Source organism: Streptomyces tritici, from assembly GCF_048500665.1.
GTDB classification, from domain to species: Bacteria; Actinomycetota; Actinomycetes; order Streptomycetales; family Streptomycetaceae; genus Streptomyces; species Streptomyces tritici.
The window spans coordinates 1757220-1780578 of sequence record NZ_CP183183.1 but is presented as its reverse complement, the minus strand read 5'-3'; the positions used below and the strand labels follow the sequence as shown (position 1 = coordinate 1780578).

Annotated in this window: 24 protein-coding genes; 7 read left to right on the top strand and 17 right to left on the bottom strand. The window is 73.7% G+C overall.

Going from position 1 to position 23359, the window contains the following annotated elements; translation table 11 throughout:
- Positions 1-46: 46 nt before the first annotated feature.
- Positions 47-760, bottom strand: coding sequence for a TetR/AcrR family transcriptional regulator (locus ACNJ93_RS08265; RefSeq protein ID WP_418956699.1), 714 nt, complete (start codon positions 758-760; stop codon positions 47-49).
- A gap of 38 nt (positions 761-798) precedes the next feature.
- Here ACNJ93_RS08265 and ACNJ93_RS08260 point away from each other — a divergent pair, with 38 nt between their 5' ends.
- Positions 799-1176 carry a hypothetical protein gene (locus ACNJ93_RS08260; protein WP_418956698.1) on the top strand — a complete coding sequence of 126 codons (378 nt, stop codon included), beginning with the start codon at positions 799-801 and terminating at the stop codon, positions 1174-1176.
- A gap of 3 nt (positions 1177-1179) precedes the next feature.
- Here ACNJ93_RS08260 and ACNJ93_RS08255 read toward each other — a convergent pair whose 3' ends face one another.
- The 4 genes from ACNJ93_RS08255 to ACNJ93_RS08240 all read right to left on the bottom strand — a co-directional run bounded on the left by ACNJ93_RS08255 (position 1180) and on the right by ACNJ93_RS08240 (position 6005).
- A complete protein-coding gene (locus ACNJ93_RS08255) occupies positions 1180-2253 on the bottom strand; it encodes a PDR/VanB family oxidoreductase (protein WP_418961345.1) in 1074 nt (357 codons plus the stop codon).
- The gene (locus ACNJ93_RS08250; protein ID WP_418956697.1) at positions 2250-3134 is read right to left on the bottom strand and encodes a metal-dependent hydrolase; all 885 of its coding nucleotides are present in this window, start codon (positions 3132-3134) and stop codon (positions 2250-2252) included. The genes ACNJ93_RS08255 and ACNJ93_RS08250 overlap by 4 nt, the downstream gene beginning before the upstream one ends.
- Positions 3135-3261: 127 nt before the next feature.
- Positions 3262-5157, bottom strand: coding sequence for a hypothetical protein (locus tag ACNJ93_RS08245; protein WP_418956696.1), 1896 nt, complete (start codon positions 5155-5157; stop codon positions 3262-3264).
- A 56-nt stretch (positions 5158-5213) separates the two neighbouring features.
- Entirely contained in the window at positions 5214-6005 is a 792-nt protein-coding gene (locus ACNJ93_RS08240) for a tyrosine-protein phosphatase (RefSeq protein WP_418956695.1), read from the bottom strand.
- Positions 6006-6119: 114 nt separating this feature from the next.
- Here ACNJ93_RS08240 and ACNJ93_RS08235 point away from each other — a divergent pair, with 114 nt between their 5' ends.
- A complete protein-coding gene (locus ACNJ93_RS08235) occupies positions 6120-6527 on the top strand; it encodes a hypothetical protein (RefSeq protein WP_418956694.1) in 408 nt (135 codons plus the stop codon).
- A gap of 7 nt (positions 6528-6534) precedes the next feature.
- Here ACNJ93_RS08235 and ACNJ93_RS08230 read toward each other — a convergent pair whose 3' ends face one another.
- Positions 6535-7992, bottom strand: a complete 1458-nt coding sequence (locus ACNJ93_RS08230; RefSeq protein ID WP_418956693.1) for a DUF1996 domain-containing protein — start codon at positions 7990-7992, stop codon at positions 6535-6537.
- 120 nt (positions 7993-8112) lie between these two features.
- Here ACNJ93_RS08230 and ACNJ93_RS08225 point away from each other — a divergent pair, with 120 nt between their 5' ends.
- Positions 8113-8745, top strand: a complete 633-nt coding sequence (locus tag ACNJ93_RS08225) for a hypothetical protein (RefSeq protein ID WP_418956692.1) — start codon at positions 8113-8115, stop codon at positions 8743-8745.
- 46 nt (positions 8746-8791) lie between these two features.
- The gene (locus ACNJ93_RS08220; protein ID WP_418956691.1) at positions 8792-10228 is read left to right on the top strand and encodes a PepSY-associated TM helix domain-containing protein; all 1437 of its coding nucleotides are present in this window, start codon (positions 8792-8794) and stop codon (positions 10226-10228) included.
- A gap of 7 nt (positions 10229-10235) precedes the next feature.
- Here ACNJ93_RS08220 and ACNJ93_RS08215 read toward each other — a convergent pair whose 3' ends face one another.
- The 7 genes from ACNJ93_RS08215 to ACNJ93_RS08185 all read right to left on the bottom strand — a co-directional run bounded on the left by ACNJ93_RS08215 (position 10236) and on the right by ACNJ93_RS08185 (position 17261).
- A complete protein-coding gene (locus ACNJ93_RS08215) occupies positions 10236-10751 on the bottom strand; it encodes a winged helix-turn-helix domain-containing protein (RefSeq protein WP_418956690.1) in 516 nt (171 codons plus the stop codon).
- A gap of 296 nt (positions 10752-11047) precedes the next feature.
- Positions 11048-11959: a DUF6891 domain-containing protein gene (locus tag ACNJ93_RS08210; RefSeq protein WP_418956689.1), complete on the bottom strand. Its 912-nt coding sequence runs from the start codon at positions 11957-11959 to the stop codon at positions 11048-11050.
- An 84-nt stretch (positions 11960-12043) separates the two neighbouring features.
- Positions 12044-13075, bottom strand: coding sequence for a glutamine synthetase (glnII, locus tag ACNJ93_RS08205; protein ID WP_418956688.1), 1032 nt, complete (start codon positions 13073-13075; stop codon positions 12044-12046).
- A 130-nt stretch (positions 13076-13205) separates the two neighbouring features.
- The gene (locus tag ACNJ93_RS08200; protein ID WP_418956687.1) at positions 13206-14387 is read right to left on the bottom strand and encodes an ARPP-2 domain-containing protein; all 1182 of its coding nucleotides are present in this window, start codon (positions 14385-14387) and stop codon (positions 13206-13208) included.
- On the bottom strand, positions 14384-15790 hold the full coding sequence (locus ACNJ93_RS08195; RefSeq protein WP_418956686.1) for a hypothetical protein: 1407 nt from the start codon (positions 15788-15790) through the stop codon (positions 14384-14386). The genes ACNJ93_RS08200 and ACNJ93_RS08195 overlap by 4 nt, the downstream gene beginning before the upstream one ends.
- Positions 15791-16041: 251 nt before the next feature.
- Entirely contained in the window at positions 16042-16710 is a 669-nt protein-coding gene (locus ACNJ93_RS08190; protein WP_418956685.1) for a hypothetical protein, read from the bottom strand.
- Between the two features lie 56 nt (positions 16711-16766).
- Positions 16767-17261 carry a MarR family winged helix-turn-helix transcriptional regulator gene (locus tag ACNJ93_RS08185; RefSeq protein ID WP_418956684.1) on the bottom strand — a complete coding sequence of 165 codons (495 nt, stop codon included), beginning with the start codon at positions 17259-17261 and terminating at the stop codon, positions 16767-16769.
- A 77-nt stretch (positions 17262-17338) separates the two neighbouring features.
- Here ACNJ93_RS08185 and ACNJ93_RS08180 point away from each other — a divergent pair, with 77 nt between their 5' ends.
- Complete coding sequence (locus tag ACNJ93_RS08180; RefSeq protein ID WP_418956683.1) at positions 17339-18208, top strand: alpha/beta fold hydrolase; 870 nt, start codon at positions 17339-17341, stop codon at positions 18206-18208.
- On the opposite strand, the gene ACNJ93_RS08175 is transcribed toward ACNJ93_RS08180, so the two are convergent.
- Positions 18205-18564, bottom strand: a complete 360-nt coding sequence (locus ACNJ93_RS08175; RefSeq protein ID WP_418956682.1) for an arsenate reductase family protein — start codon at positions 18562-18564, stop codon at positions 18205-18207. The two genes, ACNJ93_RS08180 and ACNJ93_RS08175, sit on opposite strands and share 4 nt — an antisense overlap.
- Before the next feature lie 135 nt (positions 18565-18699).
- Here ACNJ93_RS08175 and ACNJ93_RS08170 point away from each other — a divergent pair, with 135 nt between their 5' ends.
- On the top strand, positions 18700-18969 hold the full coding sequence (locus tag ACNJ93_RS08170; protein ID WP_418956681.1) for a hypothetical protein: 270 nt from the start codon (positions 18700-18702) through the stop codon (positions 18967-18969).
- Between the two features lie 60 nt (positions 18970-19029).
- Here the strand turns inward: ACNJ93_RS08170 and ACNJ93_RS08165 are convergent, their stop codons facing one another.
- The 3 genes from ACNJ93_RS08165 to glnA form a co-directional block, all read right to left on the bottom strand.
- Entirely contained in the window at positions 19030-20223 is a 1194-nt protein-coding gene (locus ACNJ93_RS08165; protein WP_418956680.1) for a cytochrome P450, read from the bottom strand.
- Positions 20220-20942, bottom strand: coding sequence for a tRNA-dependent cyclodipeptide synthase (locus tag ACNJ93_RS08160; protein WP_418956679.1), 723 nt, complete (start codon positions 20940-20942; stop codon positions 20220-20222). Before ACNJ93_RS08160 ends, ACNJ93_RS08165 begins: the two co-directional genes overlap by 4 nt.
- Positions 20943-21181: 239 nt before the next feature.
- The gene (gene glnA / locus ACNJ93_RS08155) at positions 21182-22606 is read right to left on the bottom strand and encodes a type I glutamate--ammonia ligase (RefSeq protein ID WP_418956678.1); all 1425 of its coding nucleotides are present in this window, start codon (positions 22604-22606) and stop codon (positions 21182-21184) included.
- 223 nt (positions 22607-22829) lie between these two features.
- Here glnA and ACNJ93_RS08150 point away from each other — a divergent pair, with 223 nt between their 5' ends.
- Positions 22830-23297 carry an RDD family protein gene (locus tag ACNJ93_RS08150; protein WP_418956677.1) on the top strand — a complete coding sequence of 156 codons (468 nt, stop codon included), beginning with the start codon at positions 22830-22832 and terminating at the stop codon, positions 23295-23297.
- The last annotated feature ends 62 nt before the right edge of the window (positions 23298-23359 follow it).

Below are 23359 nucleotides of genomic sequence, written 5' to 3'. Positions count from 1 at the left end.
GAGGCCGGCCGGCTCCCCCCGGCCGGCCTTCGGCGTCCCCGGCGGCTCAGTGCGCGCGCTGCACGGGCACCCGCGGGGCGAGCGCCATCAGGCGGCCGACGAGGTCGCCGAACGGGCCGTCGGCGGGCTCGTCCGCGAGGATGCGGACCAGCGTCCCGGCCATCTCCTCGTCGTACGCGGCGCTGACCGCCGTCAGCGCGGCGAAGTCGTGCACCAGCTGCAGCTCCAGCTCGGCGCGCGGCACCCGCCGCCCGTCCAGCCACAGCAGCGCCGTGGACTCGGCGAGCGACACCCAGGAGCGGACCACCAACTCCATCCGCGCGGACGGCTTCCCGATCCCCAGATGGGCCAGGATCTGCTCGTACGCGGCCTGCCGCACCTCGTCGATCATCGCGTTCGTGGTGGAGGAGCCGACCGCCGGGCCGCCGCGCATCAGCGCCGCGAAACCCGGCCCGTGCTCGTCGACGAAGTCGAAGAAGCGGCCCATCACCCGCAGCAGCCGCGCCCCCAACGGGCCCTGCGGCGGCTCCAGGAAGCGGCCGGCCAGCTCGTCGGCGGCCCGCCGCAGGGCCGCCTCGTACAGGCTCTGCTTGCCGGGGAAGTAGTGGTAGACCAGCGGGCGCGAGATGCCCGCCGCGGCGGCGATCTCGTCGATGGAGACCTCGTCGGGGGAGCGGTGGCTGAACAGTTCCAGCGCCACCCCGATGAGTTGCTGTCTGCGCTCCTCGACGCCCATCCTGCGGCGCACCCCGGTCGTCATGCGAACAGCCTAACGGGCGTCCATTACGCTCCCCTCTCATGAGCGCTTCCGACCAGGACACCAGCGACCAGGACACCGGCGACCAGGTCGTCACCGAGCCCGAGGAGACCCCCGCCGAGGCCGTCGCCGACGACGAGGCCGCGGCCGGCGAGCCGCGGTCCGGGCTGACCCCCAAGCAGGCGCGGCGGCTGCGGGTCGCCGCCGCCTCGGTGCTGCTGGTGGCCATGGCCGTGGTCCTGGTGGTCCGGCTGGCCAGCCGGACGTCGGTGCTGGTCGTCGGCGTGTACGGACTGGCGATGATCCTGTGCGGCGTCGTCATCGAGCTCTCCCGCAACGGCCGTACCCGCCTGGGCACCTGGCTGCTGGCCGGCGGCCTGCTCGCCGCCCTGGCCGCCGACTGGCTGATCCTGCCCTGACGCCTACAGGTCGAGCACCAGCCGCTCGCCCGCGCAGCGCGAGACGCAGAGCAGCATCGAGTCGTCCCGCTCCGCGTCGGTGAGCAGCTCGTCCCGGTGCTCCACCTCGCCCGCCAGCACCCGCTGCCGGCAGGTGCCGCAGAAGCCCTGCTCGCAGGAGTACGGGAGGTCGGGGACCTCCGCGCGGACCGCGGCCAGCACCGACTGGTCCGCGGCCACCTTCACCGTCCGCCCGGAGGACCGCAGTTCGACCTCGAACGCGGTGCCGCCGGCCGCGGCCGCCGCAGAGAAGCGCTCCAGACGCGGCGTCCGTCCCTCGGGCAGCGCCGCGGCCACCGCGTCCATCAGCCCGTCGGGGCCGCAGCAGTACACCTCGGTCTCCGCCGGCAGCCCGCCGAGGAAGCCGAGGTCCGGCAGCCCGGACTCGTCCTCGGCGACGACCGTCGTCCTGCCGCCGTCCGCGCCCAGCCGCTCGGCCTCGTCCAGGTACGGCATCGTCGCCCGGCTGCGCCCGCAGTACAGCAGCCGCCAGTCGGCGCCCGCCGCCGCGGCGGCGCGGACCATCGGCAGCACCGGCGTGATGCCGATCCCGCCGGCCACGAACACGTACGACGGGGCCTCGACCAGCGGGAAGCGGTTGCGCGGCCCGCGGATCTCCAGCTCCACGCCCTCGTGGAGCCGCTCGTGCACCTCCGCCGAGCCGCCCCGGCCGCCCTGCTCCGCCCCGATGAGCCGGGTGGCGACGGTGTACGCGCCGGACTCGGCCGGGTCGCCGCACAGCGAGTACTGCCGGACCAGGCCGGACGGCAGCACGAGGTCGAGGTGCGCCCCCGGCTGCCAGGCGGGCAGCCCCGCGCCCTCCAGACGGAGCTGGACCACGCCCTCGGCGGGCTCGGTCCGCGCGGCGACGCGCACCCGGCGCGGGACGGTGGTGTTCCGGCCGCGGCCCGACACCGGCTCGTCGAGCGCGGGCATCGGCCACAGCGGGGACCGCTGGATGCGCCGGCGCGCGGCCTGCTTCGCGAGCAGCGCCGCCCCGGCGACCAGGACGACGGTACGCAGTCGGGGCATGGTCAGCGACCTCCGTTGGCGCCGGGGGACTGGGCGAGGTACGCGACCGCCTGCGCGGTGTCGCCCTCCTGCGAGGGGTGGTAGTCCCGGCTCAGATAACGCGGGATGGAGCGCAGCATGTCCGGGGTGGACGGCAGCACGCCCTCGCGGCCCTTGCGCACGAACTGGCCCACGGACGCCCTGCCGTCGACCAGCGTCGGGTCGTTCTCCATGAAGAACCGGGCCCCGCGCTGCCAGAAGAAGACCAGGGCGCCGAAGGCCAGCGCCCAGGTCCGCACCCGGCGCCGGTAGCCGCCGTCGAGGTGCATGAACAGCTCGAAGGCGACGGAGCGGTGCTCGACCTCCTCCGCGCCGTGCCAGCGCAGCAGGTCCAGCATGGCCGGGTCGCAGCCGCGCCGGTCCAGTTCGTCGGCGTTGAGCACCCAGTTGCCCAGGAACGCGGTGTAGTGCTCGATCGCGGCGATGATCGCCACCCGCTCCATCAGCCACCAGCGGCGCGGCCGGCCCGGCGGCAGGGTCCGGTCGCCGAGCAGCTTCTCGAAGAACCAGTCGACCTGCGCCGTGTAGGGCGTGGGGTCCAGGCCCAGTTCCTTCAGCCGCGGCAGCACGTCGTCGTGGGCCTGGGAGTGCACGGCCTCCTGGCCGATGAAGCCGATGACGTCCTCGCGCAGCCGGTCGTCGGTGATGTACGGCAGCACCTGCTTGTAGACGTGGATGAACCAGCGCTCGCCCGCGGGCAGGAGCAGGTGCAGCACGTTGATGGTGTGGGTGGTGAACGGGTCGCCGGGTACCCAGTGGAGCGGGGTCTCGCGCCAGTCGAAGGAGACCTTGCGGGCCTTGAGCTCGATGTGCTCCGACGCCACCGGTGCAGGCTGCGTATTAGACATGCTGTCAATGTACTGAGAAGTAAGGTCCGGTCAACAGGGGTGTGCACGGGGATTTCAGGAGGCGTGCGCACGGGGATTCCGCAGGGCGTGCGCACCGGGATTCCCGCAGGGCGTGCGTACCGGGGCGTCAGCGCAGCGACGCCACCCGCAGACCGTTCGCCAGCCGCCCGATGAGCTGCGGGCGCGCGCCCGGATCGGCCGGCACGGCCAGGAAGCGGCCGTCCCGCTCGGCGTCGGCGCCGCCGCCCCGCGCCGTCAGCGACACGAACTCCCGTGTGCCCGCGGCGAGCAGGTGCCACCGGCCGCCCCGCGCCTGCCACAGCACCCCCGCGAGCACCCGGGGCTCGCGCGCGCCGCAGGCCGGGGACACCTCCGACCGCGCCGCGACGGCACCGGTCCCCGCACCCGGGGGCTGGAACTGCGCAAGCACCCGCGCCCCCGTGCCCCGCCACGTCTCCGCCCGGGTGCACACCCAGGCCGCCCGCCCGCCCCCGGCCGGCAGCCGCTGCTCGGCGAACTGCCAGGAGTTCACGGTCCGCACGCCGTGCGAGCGCACCGCCGGCAGCAGACAGGCGGTCCGCGCCCACGCCTCGCGCGCCGCCCGCCCCGTCACGTCCCCCGGCGCGCCGGGCGCGCCCCAGGTCAGCCGGGCCGGGGCCAGTTCGCCCAGGTCCGCGTACAGCCGCTCGCCCCGCTCGTCGCGCAGCTGCAGCACCGGCCACGCCCGGCAGTCCTTCGCCCGCGCCGGGCTGAGCACCGGGGCCGTGACCCCGTACGCGTCCCGGGCCAGCGGCACGGCCGGCTTCGCCGGGCGCAGCAGGTCCCGCTGGGCGGCCGCCCGCACCCACGGGGCCGTCAGATAGCGGACGTCGGCGTACGTACGGGTGAGCACCAGGGCCGCCGAGCCGGCCGTGTCCGCGCCGTCCGTGCGCGCGAAGTCCAGTGCCGGGCCACGGGCGCCGTCGACCGGCTCCGCGTACCGCACCGCCCGCAGCCCGTCGTGGAACAGAACCACCCGCGAACCGTCCACCTCGCCCGCGAACAGCAGCTGAGGCGGCCCCATCGGCGGGCCCGGCGGCGTCCCCGGCGTCGCCGAGGCGTGCACCGTGCGGCCCGGGCGGGCCCACACCGCGAGCGCCCGGCGCAGCAGCGCGTCGTCCCCGGTCAGGCCGCCGCGCTGGGGCCAGACGGAGAAGTCGGTGCGGGCCGAGGTGCGCCAGACCGCCGGATCGATCCTGCGCAGCCGCGCCGGATCGAGCGCCGCCTCGGACGCCGGATTGCGCGCGTACGACGGGGCCGCCGCGCCGGCCGGCCCCCAGCCGTCGCCCGGCAGCCCCAGCAGCGCGCCGCAGACCAGGGCCGCGGCGGCCGCGGCCAGCGCGGCCCGGGCGTGCTGCCGCCGCCGCATCAGGTCCGTCGGCCGGGCCTGCAGCGAGCACGGGTCGAACTCCGGCGACTCCAGGAGCGCGTGCATGCCCTCCACCGCGTCCGCCTCGCCCAGCGCCGCCTGCGGGTCCGCCACCCCGGCCGCCGCCAGCACCCGCCGCGCCTCGGCGTCGCCCTGCCGCTCCAGGCCGCGCAGCACGAACGCCGCCCGGCCCGCCGCGGTGAGCTCCGACAGCCGCTGGTCCAGGGCCAGTTCGTCGGCGCCCCCGGCCCGCGGGAAGACCCGCAGCCCCCAGACGCGCGGCAGCAGCGCGGGCATCCGGGGGCGGTGCCGCAGCGCGCGCCGCAGCACCTCGCCGCGCGCGTACGCGTATCCGGGGTCCACCGCGTCCTCCGCCCGCCGCGGCTCCGGCACGGCCGACCCGGAGGTCCGCCGGCGCGGCAGCGCGCGCTGCACCAGACCGTGCGCGGCCAGCACCCTCCGGTTGCGCCCGAGGGCGGCCGGCAGCACGAGATAGGCGATGCGCACCAGCCGCGGATAGTGCTCGACGAGGGCGGCCTCCGCCTGCTCGACGTCAAGGGGGCCGTGCGCCGCGGTGCCGCCGGGGGACGAGGTTTCGGCTTCCTGGGTGCTCACGTTCAGCAGAACGAGCGATAGATCCGATGGTCACCCCGCGACGCGGGGCGTACGCGTCAGGACGACAGGTGCGCGCGGATACGTTCCGTCTCCTCCTCGGAGATCCCGAGACCCTCCCGGACGTACTTCTCCATCGAGCCGTGCCGGACCGCCACCTCGTCGTAGGCCGCCGCCAGGTACTCCGGCGCCACCCCGATGATCGCCAGCGCCAGCTCCGGGTCGCCGCCCTGCGCCGTGAACCCCTCCACCAACGGGGCGAACGCCTCCCGGACCGCCGGGTTCACCGAGAGGAACTCCGCCCGCACCGTCTCCTCGTCCGCGCCGAGCAGCGACAGCAGGACCGTCGCGGCCCAGCCGGTGCGGTCCTTGCCCGCCGTGCAGTGGAACAGCAGCGGCGTCGCCGCCGGGTCCGTCAGCTCCGTCAGGAACGCGCGGTACGAGGCCCGCGCCGAGTCCGACGCCACGAACGCCCGGTACGTCTTCTCGAACGCCCGCCGCACCCGGCCCCCGCCGAGATGCTGCTCCGCCAGCGCCGGGTCGGCGAGCAGCTGCTTCAGCCGGGCCGCCGGCGGCAGCCCGCTGACCGCCAGGTAGTCCGCGAGGACGTCGGCGACCACCACGCGGCTGTCCGGCAGGGGGTGGTCCGGCCGGTCCGCCCGCTCCCGCGCGGTGCGGAGGTCCACCACCGTACGGATGCCCAGCGCGGTCACCACCCCGTCCGCCGGGTCCAGCCGGTCCAGCTGCCCGGACCGGAACACCCGCCCCGGCCGGACCGTGCGGCCGCCGGAGAGCGGCAGCGTCCCCAGATCGCGGAGATTGGTCACCGAGGTGGCGGGGATGGCGGGCATCGGCGTCTCTTCTCGTACGTAACGTCCTTTTACGTACGAAACCGTAATCGATCGGGTCGTACCAGTCCTGGCGTTCGGCCTCCGAACGCCTCCTCGACCCGGCACGATGACCCCATGCAGACGCAGCGAACCGCGGTGACGGCGGCCCTCCTGGCCGTGATGCTGATGGGGTGCGGGACCGGGGAGCCGGAGGCGCCCGAGGAGGCGAGCGGCACCCTGGAGCAGCTCGCCGAGCGGGCCCGGTGCGCGGCGCCGGACGTCCGCGCCGGCACGGCCGAGCTCCGCCAGGCGTCCTGCCGCACACAGGACGGGAGTTACGTGCTGCTGACCTTCGCCACCGACCGGGGCCAGCGCGAATGGATCAACCAGGCCAAGGACTACGGCGGCGCGTACCTCGTCGGCCGGCGCTGGGTGGTCGCCGGCGACGAGCGCACCGTGACAGCCGTACGCGGCCGGCTCGGCGGGACGGTCGAGACCGCCGCACCGCACCGGCCGCAGGAGTCCCACGGCTCGCATCACTGAACCGGGGCTACGTACAACGACGGCCCTGGTTGAGGCAGTCGACCATGCGCCGCATCAGCCGCTCGTCGAAGACGTTGATGAAGTCGCCGTGGTCGGTGACCGGCTTGTGCAGCTGCTCGGGGAACGAGTCCACCGCGAAGCCGGGCCCCGGAGGCACGTCGTACACGATCCGCTGCACCAGCTGCGGGATGGCCCGGAAGCCGTTCTGGCAGCGCCCGCTCCCGTCGGCGAAGGCCACATGGGTGCGGTGGTTCGCGCTGTCGGTGTTCTCGCCGTCCCAGCAGCTCTGGAACGTGAACGTCCGGACGACCTTGCTGCCCTCGGGGCAGATCGGGTACTTGTCCTTCAGCTGCCGGTCCTCGAACCCGGTGCACGACCAGGACGCGTTGGCGTTGCCGTTGCCGTTGGTGAACGCCTTGGCGTCCCCGGTGATGATGCGCAGGAACCGCGGCATCGCCGTCACCTTCGACACGGGGCTGCCCGCGAACGTCAGGGTGACCTCGGACGGCGTCTGGATCTTGCCGACGTTCTGGTCGTTCCCGCCGCCGTCCGCCTGCGCGTCCGCCTCGTTCTGGCCGTTCTGCAGCCGCAGCACCGGCCAGTAGTACGTGGAGCGGTCGCCCTGGTTGCGGCAGGTGGTCGCGCCGTCGGCCAGGTCCTCGTCGCTCGCGAAGGCGTCGTTGGCCTGGTTGCCGACGTAGTCGTGCATGTGGTGCGCGCCGTTGCGCACGCCCGGCGCGACGATCACGTTGTCCGGGTTGAACTTGCCGTTCTCGTTGCGCCCGCAGTCCGTGGTGAACGAGCCGCGGGAGGCGCCGCTGCGCAGCCGGGGCCGGTCCACGTTCGGCCGGACGGTGGTGATGTCGACGAAGTCGGAGGCCTCGGGCCCGTTCCCCGCCTGGCCCGCGCCCTGTCCCTGTCCCTCGCCGTCGTCGCCCCCGCCGTCGCCGTCCTCGTTCCCGTTGCCGTCCCCGTTTCCGTCGCCGCCCTGATCGCCGCCGCCCTGGTCGTCGTCGGCCTGCAGCGTGCACGGGGCCAGCCGCTCCAGCCCCCGCGGCGCCTCGGCCTCCCGGTCGATCAGCGCCACGATCCGCTGCAGGATCACCAGCCGCTCGTTCTCCAGCGGCTGCAGGATCTGCTGCTCCGCGAACTCCGGGTCCTCGGCGATCCGCTCCCGGTTCTCCGCGAACCGCTGGTACGCGACGGTGATCTGGCCGTCCAGCGTGGCGAGCTCGCGGTCGACCGCGTCCCGCACCCCCTCGGGCACCTCGGTCAGCTCGTTGCCCACGTCCGGGCAGTCGATGGTGGACATTTCGGGCGCGGACGAGGACGGCTTGCTGTTCCAGCCCTGTCCGGCCGACGCGTAGGCGTTGAGGGCCACCAGGCCGCCACCGCCCAGAACCAGTGCGGCCGATGCGGCGATCGCCCGGCGCGCGAGTGTCGAACGTTTTCGAGTCCTTCCCATGGGCCTCCATACGGACGGGACGCCGGTGGCGTTCAACGCCCCGCGGGATTCGAGTGACGCGGCCGCGGCCCGCGGGCGGTCTCCCGCGCCCGGCGGCGGGGTGACACGATAGGGGCCGACATGACGCATTCCCGCTCCCCGATACGCGCCCTGCGCGCCGCGCTCTTCGCGGCCGTCTGCGTGTCCTTGGCGGCCGTGGGGCATGCGTCCATGTCCGCGCACGAGATACCGGTGCGCTCCCTGGTCCTCGCCCTCGCGGTGACCGGCCTGCTCGCCTGGGCCGGCTGCGGCCGACGGCGCGGGACGCTCGCCGTCGGGGCCGGGCTCCTGGCCGTGCAGACGGCGCTGCACCTGATCTTCTCGGCCGGCGAAGGACACGCGGCGGCCGGCGTCGCCCACGCGGGCCACACGGGCCACGCGGCCGCGGGCGCGGACCTGAGCGCCGCCGCCGGCCACGGACTGCTCGGCATGACCTCCGCGCACCTGCTCGCCGCCCTGATCTGCGGCCTCTGGCTGGCCCGCGGCGAGGCCGCGCTGTTCTCGCTCGCCCGCACCGCCGGCGCGGCGGCCTTCGCGCCGCTGCGCCTCCTGCTCGCCGTCGTCCGGCTGCGGGTGCCCGAGCCGCTGCGGCCCGTGCGCCCGCGCCCGTACGCCCGCGGCGCGCGCGGCGTCGTCCTCGCCCACGCCCTGTCCCGGCGCGGTCCGCCCCGGCTGTCCGCAGCCCGCGCCACGGCCCTCGGAGCACACGTCTGACCCGGGGGCCGCTTCCCCCTGTCGACCTCCACTCCTGAGGACAGCCATGACCCTTGACGGTTCCGTGCGCCCGGAAACGGCCGCCGATCCGACCCCCGCCGGCCCGGACGACACCCCGGACGCGCCCGCCGGCAGAACCACCTGGAGCGCGCTGCGCCCCCTCGTCCTGCGGCTGCACTTCTACGCGGGGTTGCTCGTCGCCCCGCTGCTCCTGATCGCCGCGACCAGCGGCCTGCTCTACGCCCTCTCCTTCCCGGCGGAGAAGTTCGTCTACGCGCACGAGCTGACCGTCCCCGTCGGCGAGCGCACTGTCCCGCTGTCGCGGCAGGTCCACGCGGCGAAGAAGGTCAACCCCGGCGGCACGGTCACCGCCGTCTGGCCGTCCGCCGAGCCCGGCGCGACCACCCGCGTCCTGATGGACGGACCCGGCCTGGCGGAGGGCACGTCCCTCGCCGTGTTCGTCGACCCGTACACCGGGGAGGTCCGCGGACAGCTGCCCAGCTACGGCAGCTCGGGCGCGCTCCCGCTGCGCACCTGGCTCGACGGGCTCCACCGTGATCTGCACCTCGGCGAACCCGGCCGCGCCTACAGCGAACTGGCCGCCAGCTGGCTGTGGGTCGTGGCGCTGGGCGGGCTCGCCCTGTGGCTCGGCCGCCGCCGCAGGACGAAGCGCGAGCTGTTCCTGCCGGAGCGCGGCCCGAAGTCCCGCCGCCGCACCCTGTCCTGGCACGGCGCGGTCGGCCTGTGGGCCGTCACCGGTCTCGTCCTGCTCTCCGCCACCGGCCTGACCTGGTCCCGCTGGGCCGGCGAGAACATCGACGCCGTCCGCTCCCAGCTCGGCGGCGCCACCCCGGCCGTCTCCGCGGTCATCGGCCCGGACACCACCGGCCACGAGAGCCACGAGGGCCACGCCGGGCACGGCGGCGGCGCGCCCGCGCGGCCCGCGACCGCCCCCGACGTCGGCATCGACAAGGTGCTGGCCGCCGCCCGCGAGGCCGGCGTCGACGGGAAGCTGTCGGTGACCCTGCCCGCCGAGGGCAAGGGCTACGTGGTCAAGGAGACCGACACCCAGTTCCCCGTGCACCTCGACTCGGTGGCGGTGGACCCGGCCGACGGCACCGTCGTGGACGAGCTGCGCTTCGCCGACTACCCGCTGCTCGCCAAGCTGACCCGGTTCGGCATCGACGCCCACACCGGTGTCTTCCTGGGCCTGGCCAACCAGCTGGCCCTCGCCGCCCTCGCGTTCGCCCTGATCCTGTTGATCGTCTGGGGCTACCGCATGTGGTGGCTGCGCCGGCCCGGCCGTCCCGTCGCGCGCGGCGCGTGGCGGAAGGTTCCGCCGACGATGCTGCTGCCGCTGCTCGCCGGGACGGCTTTGGTGGGCTGGTTCGTGCCGATGCTGGGCATCAGCCTGCTGGTGTTCCTGGTGCTCGACGGCCTGCTCGGCCTGGTGGCACGGGCGCGGTCCCGTCAAGGCGCGTAGGCACCCGTCACGGCACGTACTTGTAGCCGACCCGCCGCACGGTCTGGATCGTGCGGCGGCGGTCGCCCAGCTTGCGGCGCAGCCGGGCCACGTGGACGTCCACGGTCCGGCCGTCGCCGACATGGCCGTACCCCCAGACCGTGGTGACCAGGTGGTCGCGGGTGTGCACCCGGTGCGGATGGGCGACGAGATGGGCGAGCAGCTCGAACTCCAGGTACGTCAGCTCCAGTTGCCGCCCGTCGACGCGGGCGGTCCGCTCGACGGCGTCGACGGTCACCGGACCCTGCTCCGCCGCGGGCGGGGCCGGCGGCTGCTGTCCCTCGGCGGGGACGAGGACGAGGTAGCCGACCATCGGCGGCCGGCCCGGGAGCGTGGGCAGGGCGTGCGGCGGGGCGGGCAGCAGCGTCGCGCCGGGCGGCAGGTACTCGGCGACGTCCGCGAGGCCGGCGACCTCGTCGGGGGAGACGGCACGGAGACGGGGACGGACGGGGGAGGGCAGGGGGGCAGCCTGGGTGTGGGCCATGGAAGCTCAGCCTCTTTCGCGCGAGTCGCGGACGGACGGTGGTGCGTCGTACGTCATGCGCGTCGGCCGAAGGCCGTGGGACCGGACATGGATCCGGCCGGGCTTTAGAGGGCCGACGCGTTCCTCACGCGCCGACAGCACCGGTCGAAGTCGTGGTGCTGCCGGGAAGGCCAGAACGGCTCGAGGTCGAAGCGCCTCGTCGCGGTGTCGTTCTGGATGCGGGCCATATCCCTATTAAACCAGCAGGGAAACGCCGCGCGCAGCCCCCGTACCCGCCCGGCTTCTCCGACGGGCCGTCAACCCGTCAGCCGCTTGCGCCAGTCGAGCCCCGTCACCTGGATCGACGACTCGGGCGAACCGTCCCATTCCACCGCCAGACCCTGCCCCCGCAGCGCCTCCGTCACCTCCCGGCCCACCGCCGCCGCCGACTCCGCCGAGCCGTCGAAACCGCCGTACAGCAAGTACAGCGGGCCGCCGTTCGCCGCGCCCTCGGTGCACTGGGAGTGGAAGTACACGAACCCCCGGGCGTCCTCGTCGCCCTCGCCGCCTATCTCCGCCGTGCCGCAGGTCCGGCAGCAGGTGAAGTTCTCCCGGGCGGTGATCCCCGCGCCCTCCAGCGCCGCGAACGCCGCCGTGATCCGCTCCGGATCGGTCACACCCTCCCAGCCCGCCGACTCCTGGACCCGCTCCAGCCACAGCCGGTCCACCAGCGCCGCCGCCTGCGCCCGGCTCACCGGCCGGACGTCCCCGTCGACCAGGTAGTCCTCCGCCGCCTCGGCCAGCTGCTCCCGGTCGGCGTACCCGCAGCGCAGCAGCTCCCGCACCCGCTCCTCCAGCACGCCCCGCACCTCGGCGGGAAGCTCCGGCACCGGCTCCGGCAGCGGCAGCCCGGCCGGCTTCCAGCCGAGCCCGCGGTCCCAGGCGACCTCCCGGCGCGCCCAGCGGACCATCACCGCGGCCACCTTGCCGGCGTCGCCGCCCTCCGTCACGTAGTGCCGCTCCGGGACGCCCGCCCGGTGCTCCAGCTGGTAGCCGCCGCCGTCCTCGTGCCACACCTGGATGAACTCGTCCGGTATGTCGGGGATCCGCTGGACGACGAGGAACCGGTCCCCGTCCGCGCCGATGCGCAGCACCAGATCGCGCAGCGCGTCCTCCGACACGCGCACGTGCTTCTGCCAGTTCTCGGTCCTGACCGTGATGTCGAGCATGCCCTCACTGTGACAGAGGCCACCGACAACGCCATCGCCCCCTGCCGTTCCCGGCAGGGGGCGATGGCGTGCTTCGCGTGCGGATCAGACCTGACCGGCCTTCTCCAGGGCCTCGCAGCAGGTGTCCACCAGCAGGCGGGTCACCGTGTACGGGTCCACGTTCGCGTTCGGGCGGCGGTCCTCGATGTAGCCCTTGCGGTCCTGCTCGACCTGCCACGGGATGCGGACCGAGGCGCCGCGGTCCGAGACGCCGTAGGAGTACTTGTCCCACGGGGCGGTCTCGTGCAGACCGGTCAGGCGGTCGTCGATGCCGGCGCCGTAGTTCTTGACGTGGTCGAGCGGCTTCGAGCCCTCGCCCAGCGCCTCGCAGGCGGTGATGATCGCGTCGTAGCCCTCGCGCATCGCCTTGGTGGAGAAGTTGGTGTGCGCGCCCGCACCGTTCCAGTCGCCCTTGACCGGCTTCGGGTCGAGGGTCGCGGACACCTTGAAGTCCTCGGCGGTGCGGTACAGCAGCCAGCGGGCCACCCACAGCTGGTCGGCGACCTCAAGCGGCGCCAGCGGGCCGACCTGGAACTCCCACTGACCCGGCATGACCTCGGCGTTGATGCCGGAGATGCCCAGACCCGCCTTCAGGCAGTTCTCCAGGTGCGCCTCGACGATGTCACGGCCGAAGATCTCGTCCGCGCCGACACCGCAGTAGTAGCCGCCCTGCGGGGCCGGGAAGCCGCCGACCGGGAAGCCGAGCGGGCGCTCGCCGTCGAAGAAGGTGTACTCCTGCTCGATGCCGAAGATCGGCTCCTGCGCGGCGTACTTCTCGTAGGTCTCCACGAGCGCGGCGCGGGTGTTGGAGGAGTGCGGGGTCATGTCCGTGTTCAGGACCTCGCACAGCACCAGGATGTCGTCGCCGCCGCGGATCGGGTCCGGACAGACGAAGACCGGCTTGAGGACGCGGTCCGAGGCGTGACCTTCGGCCTGGTTCGTGCTGGATCCGTCGAAGCCCCAGATGGGCAGCTCGTCCAGGGTCGCGCCGCCGCTCGTCAGTATCTTCGTCTTGGAACGGAGCTTCGCGGTCGGCTCGGTGCCGTCGATCCAGATGTACTCAGCCTTGAAGGTCACGGGGCCTCATCCTTTGGCGGGTGCTGCGGGTCTGCTGCGGCTCGCGACGCTGCGAGACCTGCGGGGGTATGCGCGCAGCTTCCCAACCGGGGATTTCCCGTCGGTTGCCCGTTTGTGAACCCCGTGTTACTCAGCCTTCCCCGGACGCCCGCACCCGCCGTGCGACCTCGTGCGCGTTCAGCAGCGACCCGAACCCGGCGCGCCGGATCCGCGCGACCAGCTCCTGGTACGAGGTCCCGAGGGCCTCCGCGGTCCGGCCGAGATGCCAGTCGCAGTCCGCGAGGCGCTGCAGCAGGTACCCGCGCCGGATCTGGTTCTCGGACAGCCGGAAGGTCTTCAGATACGCCGCGCGCCCCTTGTGGTCGGTGATCAGCTCGCCGATGTGCTGCTCCACCCCGCCCCGCCGGAACGGCGGCACGAAACGGAGCAGCTCGAAGCCGTCCATCCGGTACACCCGCTCGAAGCGGTACGAGGTCTCCAGGAGGTCCCGTGCCATGATCCCGTCGTGCGCGCCGGCCCAGGCGCGCTCCTGGGCGACCGCCGCCGCCCGCAGATCCGCCAGGCTGCGCACGCCCCCGGCCGCGTCCCGGATCCGGGCCGTGAACCCGGGCACGGGCGCGCCGTAGTACGCGTACTGGTGGACCAGCTCCCCGTACAGGTCCTCGACCAGCGTCGGGTGCAGCAGGCGGTAGTCGTCGGGGTGCGGGACGACGAAGGCGGCGGCCAGCGCGTCCGCGACGTACAGCATCAGACCGCACTGCCCCGGATGGATCTCGAACACCCGCAGCGCCTCGCCGAGCCCCGGCACCGACCAGCCCGCGTACGCCGCCTCCGCGCGCGGCGACAGACCCTCGCGCACCGCCTGCCGGGACCACTCGTCCCACACCACGGACGGGCCGCCGAAGTGCAGCGCCAGATAGCCCTCCAGGGCCAGGTGCAGCGGCAGGAACCGCAGCCGCGACTCGGGCCGCCCGGTGGACTTCCCGCGCTTCCGCTTCGCCAGCCGGTGGTGGACGCCGCGGACCAGCGGCACCGCCTCGGGCTCGCCGCCGCCGAGGCGGGAGCCGTACGCCGCCGCCTCGCGCGCCGCGTCCCCGCCCTCCCCGGACCAGTCCGCGACGAGGCCGTGCGGGATGTACGCGGTGTACGCCGTGCCGTCGCCGACGTCCACGACGTGCCCGTGGCCCGCGTACACCTCGCGGTGCAGCCGCAGCCCGGGCACCGGTTCGGCGCGCACCAGCGGGACCAGCCGGACCCCGCCCCACACCTGCGCGGGGCGCGTCCGAAGACCGGTGAGGTCGATCCCGGTCATGCGCCGGCCTCCTTCAGGAACAGCTCCACCCGGCGGTCCAGGTGCGCCCGCAGCTCCGCCAGACCGGTCCGGCCCTCCGCGAACTGCGCGATCTCCACCAGCGCCGGCAGGTCCTCCGCGTCCCGCACCCCGGCGGTCGGCACGCTCGGCGCCAGCCGGCGCACGTCGAAGCCGCCCGCGTCGTATACGGGGTTGAGGTGCACCGCCGCGGTACGGCGCTCCGGGTCGAGCCGGCTGCGCCAGACCCGCAGCACCTCGCCCGCGAGCCCCGGCGGGGCGTTGTCCCAGCCGTCCGAGACGATCACCAGCCGGTCCGGGGCCGGACCGGGGGCCTGCAGCGCGTCGAGGACGCGCAGGCCCAGCGGGGTCGGCCCGTGCGGGCGGACCAGCAGCGGATCCGTCGCGCCGGAGGTCCAGTGCGCGGAGTACGAGGCCGCCAGCGCCTCCAGGAGGAAGTGCGCGCCGAGCGCCACCGCCAGCGGGCGGCGCCGCTTCACACCGGAACCGGACGACGAGTAGCTGTCGTCGAGGACCGCGGCGACCCGGCCCCAGGTGCCCGCCTGCGGCCCCGCCGCCCGGCGCGCGGCGGCCCGCAGCGCCCCGGTCAGCTCCGCGCGCCGGGCCGCGCGCTGCTCGAAGGGCAGCGCGAGCACGTACAGGGCGAGTCGGGTCAGCGGCATCGTGGACAGGTCGGCCGCCACGCCGCCGCGCTGGGTGCGCAGCCGCTCCAGGCGGGTCATCCGGGGCGCGATGCGCTCCAGGAACACCGCGCGCGGGACGCCGTGCCGGGCGGCGAAGCCCTCCGCGACGGTGAACGGCAGCTCGTACACCGCCCGCTGGTCGTGGTGGGCGCGGCGGTACGCGTCGAGCAGGGCGTGGTCGTAGCGGGCGCGGCGGCGCGGCGCGAACAGGAAGTCGCCGGTCTCGGCGTCGGGCGTGCGCAGGTGCAGGTGGCGCACGGCGGTCTTCAGTCCCGTGCGGTACTTCACCGCGTCCAGGCCGAGGTCGGGGCGGGCGGCCAGCCAGTCGCGCATGATCGCCCGGGTGCGGCGGTTGTTGACCTTCGCGGCGCGCAGCGCGCCGAACAGCCGGTACACCCGCTGGGGCGGCAGCAGCGCGAGCCGGGCCGCGATCAGCCGGCCCTCGCCCTCGGCGGCCTCGTGCGGGGTGCGCAGCAGGTGCTCGGCGATCAGGGCCGCGTTGTGGTCGTTGATGTCGAGGGCGAGGCAGGCCGCGTACAGGGGGCGGTAGTTGACCCGTACGTACTCGTGCAGGAAGGCCAGGGACAGGCGCTGCTCGGCGGCGGACGCGCGGAACTCGCGCTGCCCGGTGGCGGTGACGGCCGCGTTGACGAAGAGCAGCACGTCCTCGGCGGCGACGAGGTCGCTGTACGTCTCCGACATGGCTCCCCCCGGAGTCGGACGTGTGGGAGCCGGCCGGGGAATGGGGGCACGAACAGCGAAAACGTTGCTTCAAAGGCAGGTCCCGGAAGTCGCACCGGAGTCCCGCGACCGGCGGGGAAAACCTAACACCGGGGGAGGGGAGGGTCGTACGGGATTTCGGCGGGCCGCTCCGCCGGGGCTCCGGGGACGGTGCCGTGCGCGCCGCGGCACCGTCGGGGAAGGGCTGTGTGCGGGGGGAGGGGCGGGCGGGGTCAGCCCACGCGCTCGATGCGGGCCTTGCGGATCAGGAACTTGCCGGGCTCGCGGACCTGCTCGAAGGCCGCGTCGTTGAGCAGCACGCAGCTTCCGGAGACGGAGGTGACCTCGACGGTGGTGGACTTGGCGTTGTCGAGGTTGGTGACCTTCAGCCGGGTGCCGAGCGGGAACTGGTTGCTGGACGCGGCCGGGGCGCCGCCCTCGCCGGAGAGCGTGACGGTGGACCCGGGGCAGACGACGTCCCCGCCGGCGGCGGGCGGCCGGCCCTCTGCGGGCGGCTGTGCGGCGGGCGGTTCGGCGGCCGGCGGCGGGGCCTCGGCCGGGGGCCGTGCGGCGGGCGGCCGGGCGGCGGCCGGAGGCTGCTGGGCGCCCGCGCCCGCGCCCGCGCCCGAGTCCGCGTCGCAGCCGGACGCCGCCTGTTTGCGCCGGATCTCCGCGATCACCGCCTCCCGGTTGGCGATCCGGGCCTGGGACAGGGCGTCGGGGTTCGCCCGCTGGTCGGCGATGAACTTCTCGTTGTTGGCCAGGGCCCCGGCCAGGCCGTCACAGGCGGCGGACGCCTGGCTCGTCCCGGTCATCACCACCGCCGTCCCGCCGACCAGCGCGACCGCACCGGCCAGCAGCGCGACCTTCTTCCTCCGGCTGAGCGTCCTCTTGCGTGACACGTCGGGCTCCTCTCGGTTCCGTGTGCCGTTGAGTACGAGGTGCGCGCCGGTTCTGCTCAACTCCCCCCGGAGTCACTTCCGTTCACCGGGGCGCCCTCGCCCGTCATGAGCTCCCGCACGCCGTGCAGGAAGCGGTCGACGGCGGCCCGTTCGGCCGGGGCGAAGCCGCGCAGCAACTCCTCGGTGCCGTGCACGAGCGGCCCGAAGTACGCCCAGCCGAGCTCCTTCGCGCGCCCGGTCACGCGCAGCAGGACACGCCGGCGGTCGCGCGGATCGCGCTCCCGGGTGAGGTGCCCGAGCCGTTCGAGCCGGTCGAGCACCGAGGTCGTCCCGGCCGAGTTGAGGCCCAGCTCGGCGCCGAGCCGGCCCGGCGTCGCGTCCTCGCCCGCGCGCTCGGCGTCGAGCAGACAGATCAGGGCGCGCACATCGGTGGGGTGCAGCCCGTGCTCGCCCGCGAACGCCGCCTGCCGCAGCCCGAACTCGACGGTGACGGCCCGCAGCAGATGGAAGGTCTCCCGCTCGGGGCTCGGACTCTGCGGTCTGTCGGACACGGGCACGGCCCTCCGGCTAATCTCTCGCCCAGCGAGAAGAACGCCCGGCGAGACGACTGACATGGACGAGGAGCATCATGCCCGAGGCGAGCGCCCACCAGAGCCCCTGTCCCACCGCCTTCTCCGCCGCCTACGACGCGGTCCTCGCCCGGTGGCCCGAGGACACCGCTCCCACGGACGTGGTCACCCCCTTCGGCACCACCCACGTCCACGTCCACGGCCCCGCCGGCGCCCCGCCCGTCGTGCTGCTGCCCGGCGGCGGCGCCACCGCCACCGGCTGGTACGAGGTGGCCGCCGCCCTGGGCCGGACGCACCGCGTCCACGCCCCCGACCTGATCGGCGAGCCGGGCCGGAGCGTGCCCGGTGGCCGGCCGCTGCGCACCGCCGAGGACCTGAGCGCCTGGCTGGACGCCCTGTACGAGGGCCTCGGGCTCACCTCCGCCGCCCTGTGCGGGCACTCGTACGGCGGCTGGATCGCCCTGCGGCACGCGCTCCGGTCACCGGACCGCGTCGACCGCCTCGTGCTCCTCGACCCGACGAACGCCTTCGCCGGCTACCGCCCCGGCTATCTGCTGCGGGCGCTGCCGATGCTGCTGCGTCCCACGCCGTCCCGCACCGCGGCCTTCCTCGACCGCGAGGCCCGCGGGGCGCTCGACCCCGCGTGGCGCGAACTGGCCGCCCGCGCCGCCGAGTTCCCGTCCGTGCGCCCCGTCACCGGCCCCCGTCCGCGCCCCGCGGAACTGCGCCGCCTGGCCCCGCCGACGCTGCTCCTGCTCGCCGAGCACAGCGGGGCCCACGACATCCGCGCCGTCGCCGCCCGGGCGCGGGCGACCGTGCCCCGCCTGGAGACGGCCACGATCGCCGGCGCGACGCACCACACCCTCCCCCTGGGCCTGCCGGACCGGACCCTGGACGGCATCACGCGCTTCCTGTCCCGAACCGGCTAACGCCCCAGCGCGTCCCGCACGGCCTCCTCGGAACGCCCCACCACGGCCGTGCCGTCGTCCGCCGTGATGATCGGCCGCTGGATCAGCTTCGGGTGCGCCGACAGCGCCGCGATCCAACGGTCGCGGTTGTCCGCGTCCTTGGGCCAGTCCTTCAGCCCGAGCTCCTTGGCCACGGCCTCCTGGGTGCGGGTGATGTCCCAGGGCTCCAGCTTCAGCCGGTCGAGCACACCGCGGATCTCGTCCTCGGTGGGCACGTCCTCCAAGTAGCGGCGCACGGTGTACTCGGCGCCCTCCGCGTCCAGCAGACCGATCGCGCTGCGGCACTTCGAACAGGCCGGATTGATCCAGATCTCCATGCCCGCAACGGTACTCCTCCGAAGCCCTCAAAGCCCGTCTGGCCAGGGGCGATTGTCAGTGGGCGGCACTAAAATGGAGACATCAGCGAGGGTCCCGGGGAGGGCCCCCGCCCACCTGCGCCAGGAGGTCGCCGCATGGCTGTCGCCACCGTCACGACGCTGCCCCTCGAACCCTGGAAGCCCCTCAAGAAGAAGCCGCTCCCGGCGGGTCTGCCCCGCGAGTGGTACATCACCCACAACCGCCGCCTGAAGGCCATGCGCCTCGCGATCGCCCTGATGGACTCGGGCGTCTACGGGCCCTCGCAGGCCGACGACGCGACGATACACAGCGCCGCCGAGCGCCTCGGCCTGCACGCCCCGTCGCACATCACCTGCCGCATGGTCCGCACCCTGCTGCGCCGCTGACCGGCGCGCGGCACGGCGCTCTCCGTACCGGGCCGGTCCCGGTACGGAGAGCGCCGCCTTTCACCAGGCCACCGGCAGCCTCTCCGGCAGCCGCTTCATGAAGTTGGTGCGCCACACCAGCTGTTCGACCGGTACCGCGAGCCGCAGCCCCGGCAGCCGTCCCAGCAGCGTCTCCAGGGCCAGCTCGGCATGCCGCTTGCCCAGCGCCGTCGCCGGGCAGTAGTGCCCGCCCGCGCCGAAGGACAGATGGTCGGAGGCGTTCTCACGGTCCGGCCGGAAGACCAGCGGATCGGGGAAGTGCGCGGGGTCGTGGTTCGCCGCCTCGACCAGGACGAGCACGAGCTCCCCGGCGCGCACGTCGACGTCACCGAGCCGCACGTCCTCCAGGGCGAGCCGCGGCAGCCCGTCGCCGATCGACAGGTTGATCCGCAGCAGCTCGTCCATCGCGCCCGCGACACCGCCCCCGCCGCCGGCCGTCAGCGCCTCCCGCACGTCCGCCCGGGTCAGCACGGACACCAGGGCCATCGTCAGGAAGCCCGCGGTGGAGATCACCCCGGCCCCGAACAGCGTCACACCGACCGTCGCCAGCATCTCGTCGGTCAGATGCGCGTACTCGGGGTCCTCGCGCAGCGCCGCGAGTTCCGCCATCAGCCCGCCGGTCGCCGGATCGTCCAGCCGCTCGGTCATGTACGCGATGTCCCGGTCCCAGTTGAGCCCGGCCGCCTCGATCTCACGGGGCGCGTTCATGAAGGCCACGTCCAGGCTGCGCATCAGCCGCGGACCGTCCTCCTCGGGAATGCCCAGCATGCGGCAGTGGAGCCCCGCCGAGAACGGGTCGGCGAAGTCCCCGCGCAGCTCCCCTGGCGCCCCCTCGGCGAGCAGCGCGTCCACCAGCTCACCGGCCCGGCCCCGCAGCCATTCCTCCAGGCCGGGGGCCTTCGGGTTGATGGCCTTCATCACGGCCCGGCGCAGGCCGGCGCCGGTGATGTTGCCCATGTTGTTCACGACGTGCGGCGGAATCGTCAGCGCGTACTGCCGCGGCGCCCCCGGCGCCGAAGTGTCCTTCAGGCTGAACCGCGGGTCCTCCAGCACCTGCCGGCACAGGGCGTACGAGGACACCAGCCAGGCCTCCGCCCCGGCGATCGTCCGCACCTTCCGTACGGGCTCGGCGCGCAGCGCCTCGACCTCGGCGGGCAGCCGGGTCCCGTCCCAGTCGAAGGGAAAGGCGGGCAGGGTCTCGACGGCGATGCTCACAGCGCGGCTCCTTCGGCGATCTCGACGGGTGTGAGGATGCCGTGCCCCTGGTTGCGCGAGGCACGCAGCCCGGGGCCCCTGCCGTACAGCAACTCGGCGAGCGGCAGGGCCTGGTGGTAGCAGTTGAGCGAGGAGGGCACCCCGAGGATCGCGGGCGTGTCCAGGAAGAGCGGCACCTCGGCGCATATGTAGGCCCGGCACACTTCCCGCTGTCGCACGCTGATCTCCTGCCCCCGCATCAGCTTGCCGGCCAGGAAGATCCCGGCCAGCGCGTCACAGGTCTCCCGCACCACCGGGTCCGTCCGGACCGCGTCCAGCACCTGCCCGTGCAGCTCCCGGTACGCCGGGATGTCGCCGAACTCGGACATCCCCCGGGCCCTCACCCGTACCCCCGTCGGATCGGCCTCTTGCACCGCCGCCCGGACCTTGGCCCGCACCCCCCGCAGATTCTTCACGGCCTTGCGCCGCGCCTCGTCGGCCCCGTACCCCAACGCCTCGTACATGTCGGCGACATGCAGATCGGTGTAGACGAGATCGACCTGGTCGAAGTGATCCAATCCCCAGTGCGTCAGCTCGTGCAGCCGCTGGGACGTGAAATAGCTGTTCCCCGGTGAGACGCCGATGACCACGTGAGCGCCCTCGTCGAAGATGACGCGGCAGTGGTCGGTGTACGGCTGGAGTGTGAGCGTCTCGGCAGGGGCGTAGGCCGCCTGAGTCACGTTCGAATCGTCCTCATCGCGCCGCAAGTCCCAGCGGAGCCCTGTGCTCCGGGTGTGGCGGCAACGACGACGACACGCTATCGACCGGTTGCGGAGCGTGAACCAGCTACTCGTAGGTACGTCCGAACGGTGATCATCTGTTCACCTGCCGTTAGCCCTGTCCGCGCCGGGACGCACCGCAAAAGGCCCCGCCGCCCTCCGGAGGGAGAGCGGCGGGGTCTTCGTCACGGGGCCGCGGCCTAGAGGTCGAAGTAGAGCTCGAACTCGTGCGGGTGCGGGCGCAGCTGGATCGGGGCGATCTCGTTGGTGCGCTTGTAGTCGATCCAGGTCTCGATCAGGTCGGAGGTGAAGACGCCGCCGGCCTGCAGGTACTCGTTGTCCTCCTCCAGGGCGCGGAGGACGGCCTCGAGGTTGGTCGGCACCTGGGCGACGCCCGCGTGCTCCTCGGGGGCCAGCTCGTACAGGTCCTTGTCGATCGGCTCGGCCGGCTCGATCTTGTTCTTGACGCCGTCGAGGCCCGCGAGCAGCAGCGCCGAGAAGGCGAGGTACGGGTTCGAGGACGGGTCCGGCGCGCGGAACTCGACGCGCTTGGCCTTGGCGTTCGAGCCGGTGATCGGGATGCGCATGGCCGCGGAGCGGTTGCGCTGCGAGTACACCAGGTTCACCGGGGCCTCGAAGCCGGGCACCAGGCGGTGGTACGAGTTCACCGTCGGGTTGGTGAAGGCCAGCAGCGACGGGGCGTGCTTGAGGATGCCGCCGATGTAGTAGCGGGCGGTGTCCGAGAGGCCCGCGTAGCCGGTCTCGTCGTAGAAGAGCGGCTCGCCGCCCTGCCACAGTGACTGGTGGACGTGCATGCCCGAGCCGTTGTCGCCGAAGATCGGCTTCGGCATGAAGGTCGCGGTCTTGCCGTTGCGCCAGGCGACGTTCTTCACGATGTACTTGAAGAGCATCAGGTCGTCGGCCGCGGCGAGCAGCGTGTTGAACTTGTAGTTGATCTCGGCCTGGCCGGCGGTGCCGACCTCGTGGTGCTGGCGCTCGACCTGGAGGCCGACGTTCTCCAGCTCCAGGGAGATCTCCGCGCGCAGGTCGGCGAAGTGGTCGACCGGCGGGGCCGGGAAGTAGCCGCCCTTGTAGCGGACCTTGTAACCGCGGTTGTCCTCGACCTTGCCGGTGTTCCAGGCGCCGGCCTCGGAGTCGATGTGGTAGAAGCCCTGGTTCGCCGAGGTCTCGAAGCGGACCGAGTCGAAGACGTAGAACTCCGCCTCCGGGCCGAAGTACGCGGTGTCCGCGATGCCGGTGGACGCGAGGTAGGCCTCGGCCTTCTTGGCGATGTTGCGCGGGTCGCGGCTGTACTGCTCGCCCGTGATCGGGTCGTGGATGAAGAAGTTGATGTTCAGCGTCTTGTCCCGGCGGAACGGGTCCAGACGGGCCGTCGACAGGTCGGCGCGCAGGGCCATGTCCGACTCGTGGATCGCCTGGAAGCCGCGGATCGACGAACCGTCGAAGGCCAGCTCCTCGGCCGGGTCGAACGCCGTCGCCGGGATCGTGAAGTGCTGCATCACGCCCGGAAGGTCACAGAAGCGGACGTCGACCATCTTGACGTCGTTGTCCTGGATGAACTTCTGGACCTCGTCGGCGTTCTGGAACCCGTGCTTCTGGGACATCCCACTCCTCCTACTCCCGGCCCGGGGAGGGGCGGGGTTGCAGCTCGGTCATGCGGCCAGTGCGGTGGCGCACACGCTGGACCCGACCATAGGCAGGCGGCATTTCTCAAGCATGACCCATTTGTTTCGCCCAAGTTAACCGGACCGGGTCCGAACGGTCCTTGCCTCCCGCCGAGCGGACCCGGGCCGAAGTGATCGAAAACGGGCGCAGTACCGTGGTCGGGTGGACAACAGGCAAGCACTCGGATCATGGCTCTCCGGCCCGCGCGCGGCGGCCGAGGAAGCAGGCGTGGACTTCGGCTACCGGGGCGAGCAGCTCGGCCTGCCCGAGGAGGGACCGGGCTCCATCGCCCGCCCGGGCCGGCGCCTCGGCGCCCTCGCCGTCGACTGGGGCCTGTGCCTCCTGATCGCATACGGCCTCCTCGCGGACAGTTACCACGAGGCGGCCCAGGTCTGGGCCCCGATCGTCCTGTTCGCGCTGACCGTCCTCACGGTCGGCGTGGTGGGCTTCACCCCCGGCAAGCGGCTCTTCGGCCTGCGGGTGATCGCCCTCGACACCGGCCGCGCGAACCCGCTGAAGGCCCTGCTGCGCACGGTCCTGCTGTTCCTCGCCGTCCCGGCCCTGATCTGGGACCGCGACGGCCGGGGCCTGCACGACCGGCTGGCCCGCACGGTCGAGGTCCGCATCTGACGCTCGTACGACGAAGGGGCGCCCCGGACCGATCCGTCCGGGGCGCCCCTTCTCGTCGTGCG

Coding starts and splice junctions, on each gene's coding strand:
- ACNJ93_RS08265 (WP_418956699.1), bottom strand. CDS start 760: ATGACGACCGGGGTGCGCCGCAGGATGGGCGTCGAGGAGCGCAGACAG.
- ACNJ93_RS08260 (WP_418956698.1), top strand. CDS start 799: ATGAGCGCTTCCGACCAGGACACCAGCGACCAGGACACCGGCGACCAG.
- ACNJ93_RS08250 (WP_418956697.1), bottom strand. CDS start 3,134: ATGTCTAATACGCAGCCTGCACCGGTGGCGTCGGAGCACATCGAGCTC.
- ACNJ93_RS08240 (WP_418956695.1), bottom strand. CDS start 6,005: ATGCCCGCCATCCCCGCCACCTCGGTGACCAATCTCCGCGATCTGGGG.
- ACNJ93_RS08235 (WP_418956694.1), top strand. CDS start 6,120: ATGCAGACGCAGCGAACCGCGGTGACGGCGGCCCTCCTGGCCGTGATG.
- ACNJ93_RS08230 (WP_418956693.1), bottom strand. CDS start 7,992: ATGGGAAGGACTCGAAAACGTTCGACACTCGCGCGCCGGGCGATCGCC.
- ACNJ93_RS08225 (WP_418956692.1), top strand. CDS start 8,113: ATGACGCATTCCCGCTCCCCGATACGCGCCCTGCGCGCCGCGCTCTTC.
- ACNJ93_RS08220 (WP_418956691.1), top strand. CDS start 8,792: ATGACCCTTGACGGTTCCGTGCGCCCGGAAACGGCCGCCGATCCGACC.
- ACNJ93_RS08215 (WP_418956690.1), bottom strand. CDS start 10,751: ATGGCCCACACCCAGGCTGCCCCCCTGCCCTCCCCCGTCCGTCCCCGT.
- ACNJ93_RS08210 (WP_418956689.1), bottom strand. CDS start 11,959: ATGCTCGACATCACGGTCAGGACCGAGAACTGGCAGAAGCACGTGCGC.
- ACNJ93_RS08200 (WP_418956687.1), bottom strand. CDS start 14,387: ATGACCGGGATCGACCTCACCGGTCTTCGGACGCGCCCCGCGCAGGTG.
- ACNJ93_RS08195 (WP_418956686.1), bottom strand. CDS start 15,790: ATGTCGGAGACGTACAGCGACCTCGTCGCCGCCGAGGACGTGCTGCTC.
- ACNJ93_RS08180 (WP_418956683.1), top strand. CDS start 17,339: ATGCCCGAGGCGAGCGCCCACCAGAGCCCCTGTCCCACCGCCTTCTCC.
- ACNJ93_RS08175 (WP_418956682.1), bottom strand. CDS start 18,564: ATGGAGATCTGGATCAATCCGGCCTGTTCGAAGTGCCGCAGCGCGATC.
- ACNJ93_RS08170 (WP_418956681.1), top strand. CDS start 18,700: ATGGCTGTCGCCACCGTCACGACGCTGCCCCTCGAACCCTGGAAGCCC.
- glnA (WP_418956678.1), bottom strand. CDS start 22,606: ATGTCCCAGAAGCACGGGTTCCAGAACGCCGACGAGGTCCAGAAGTTC.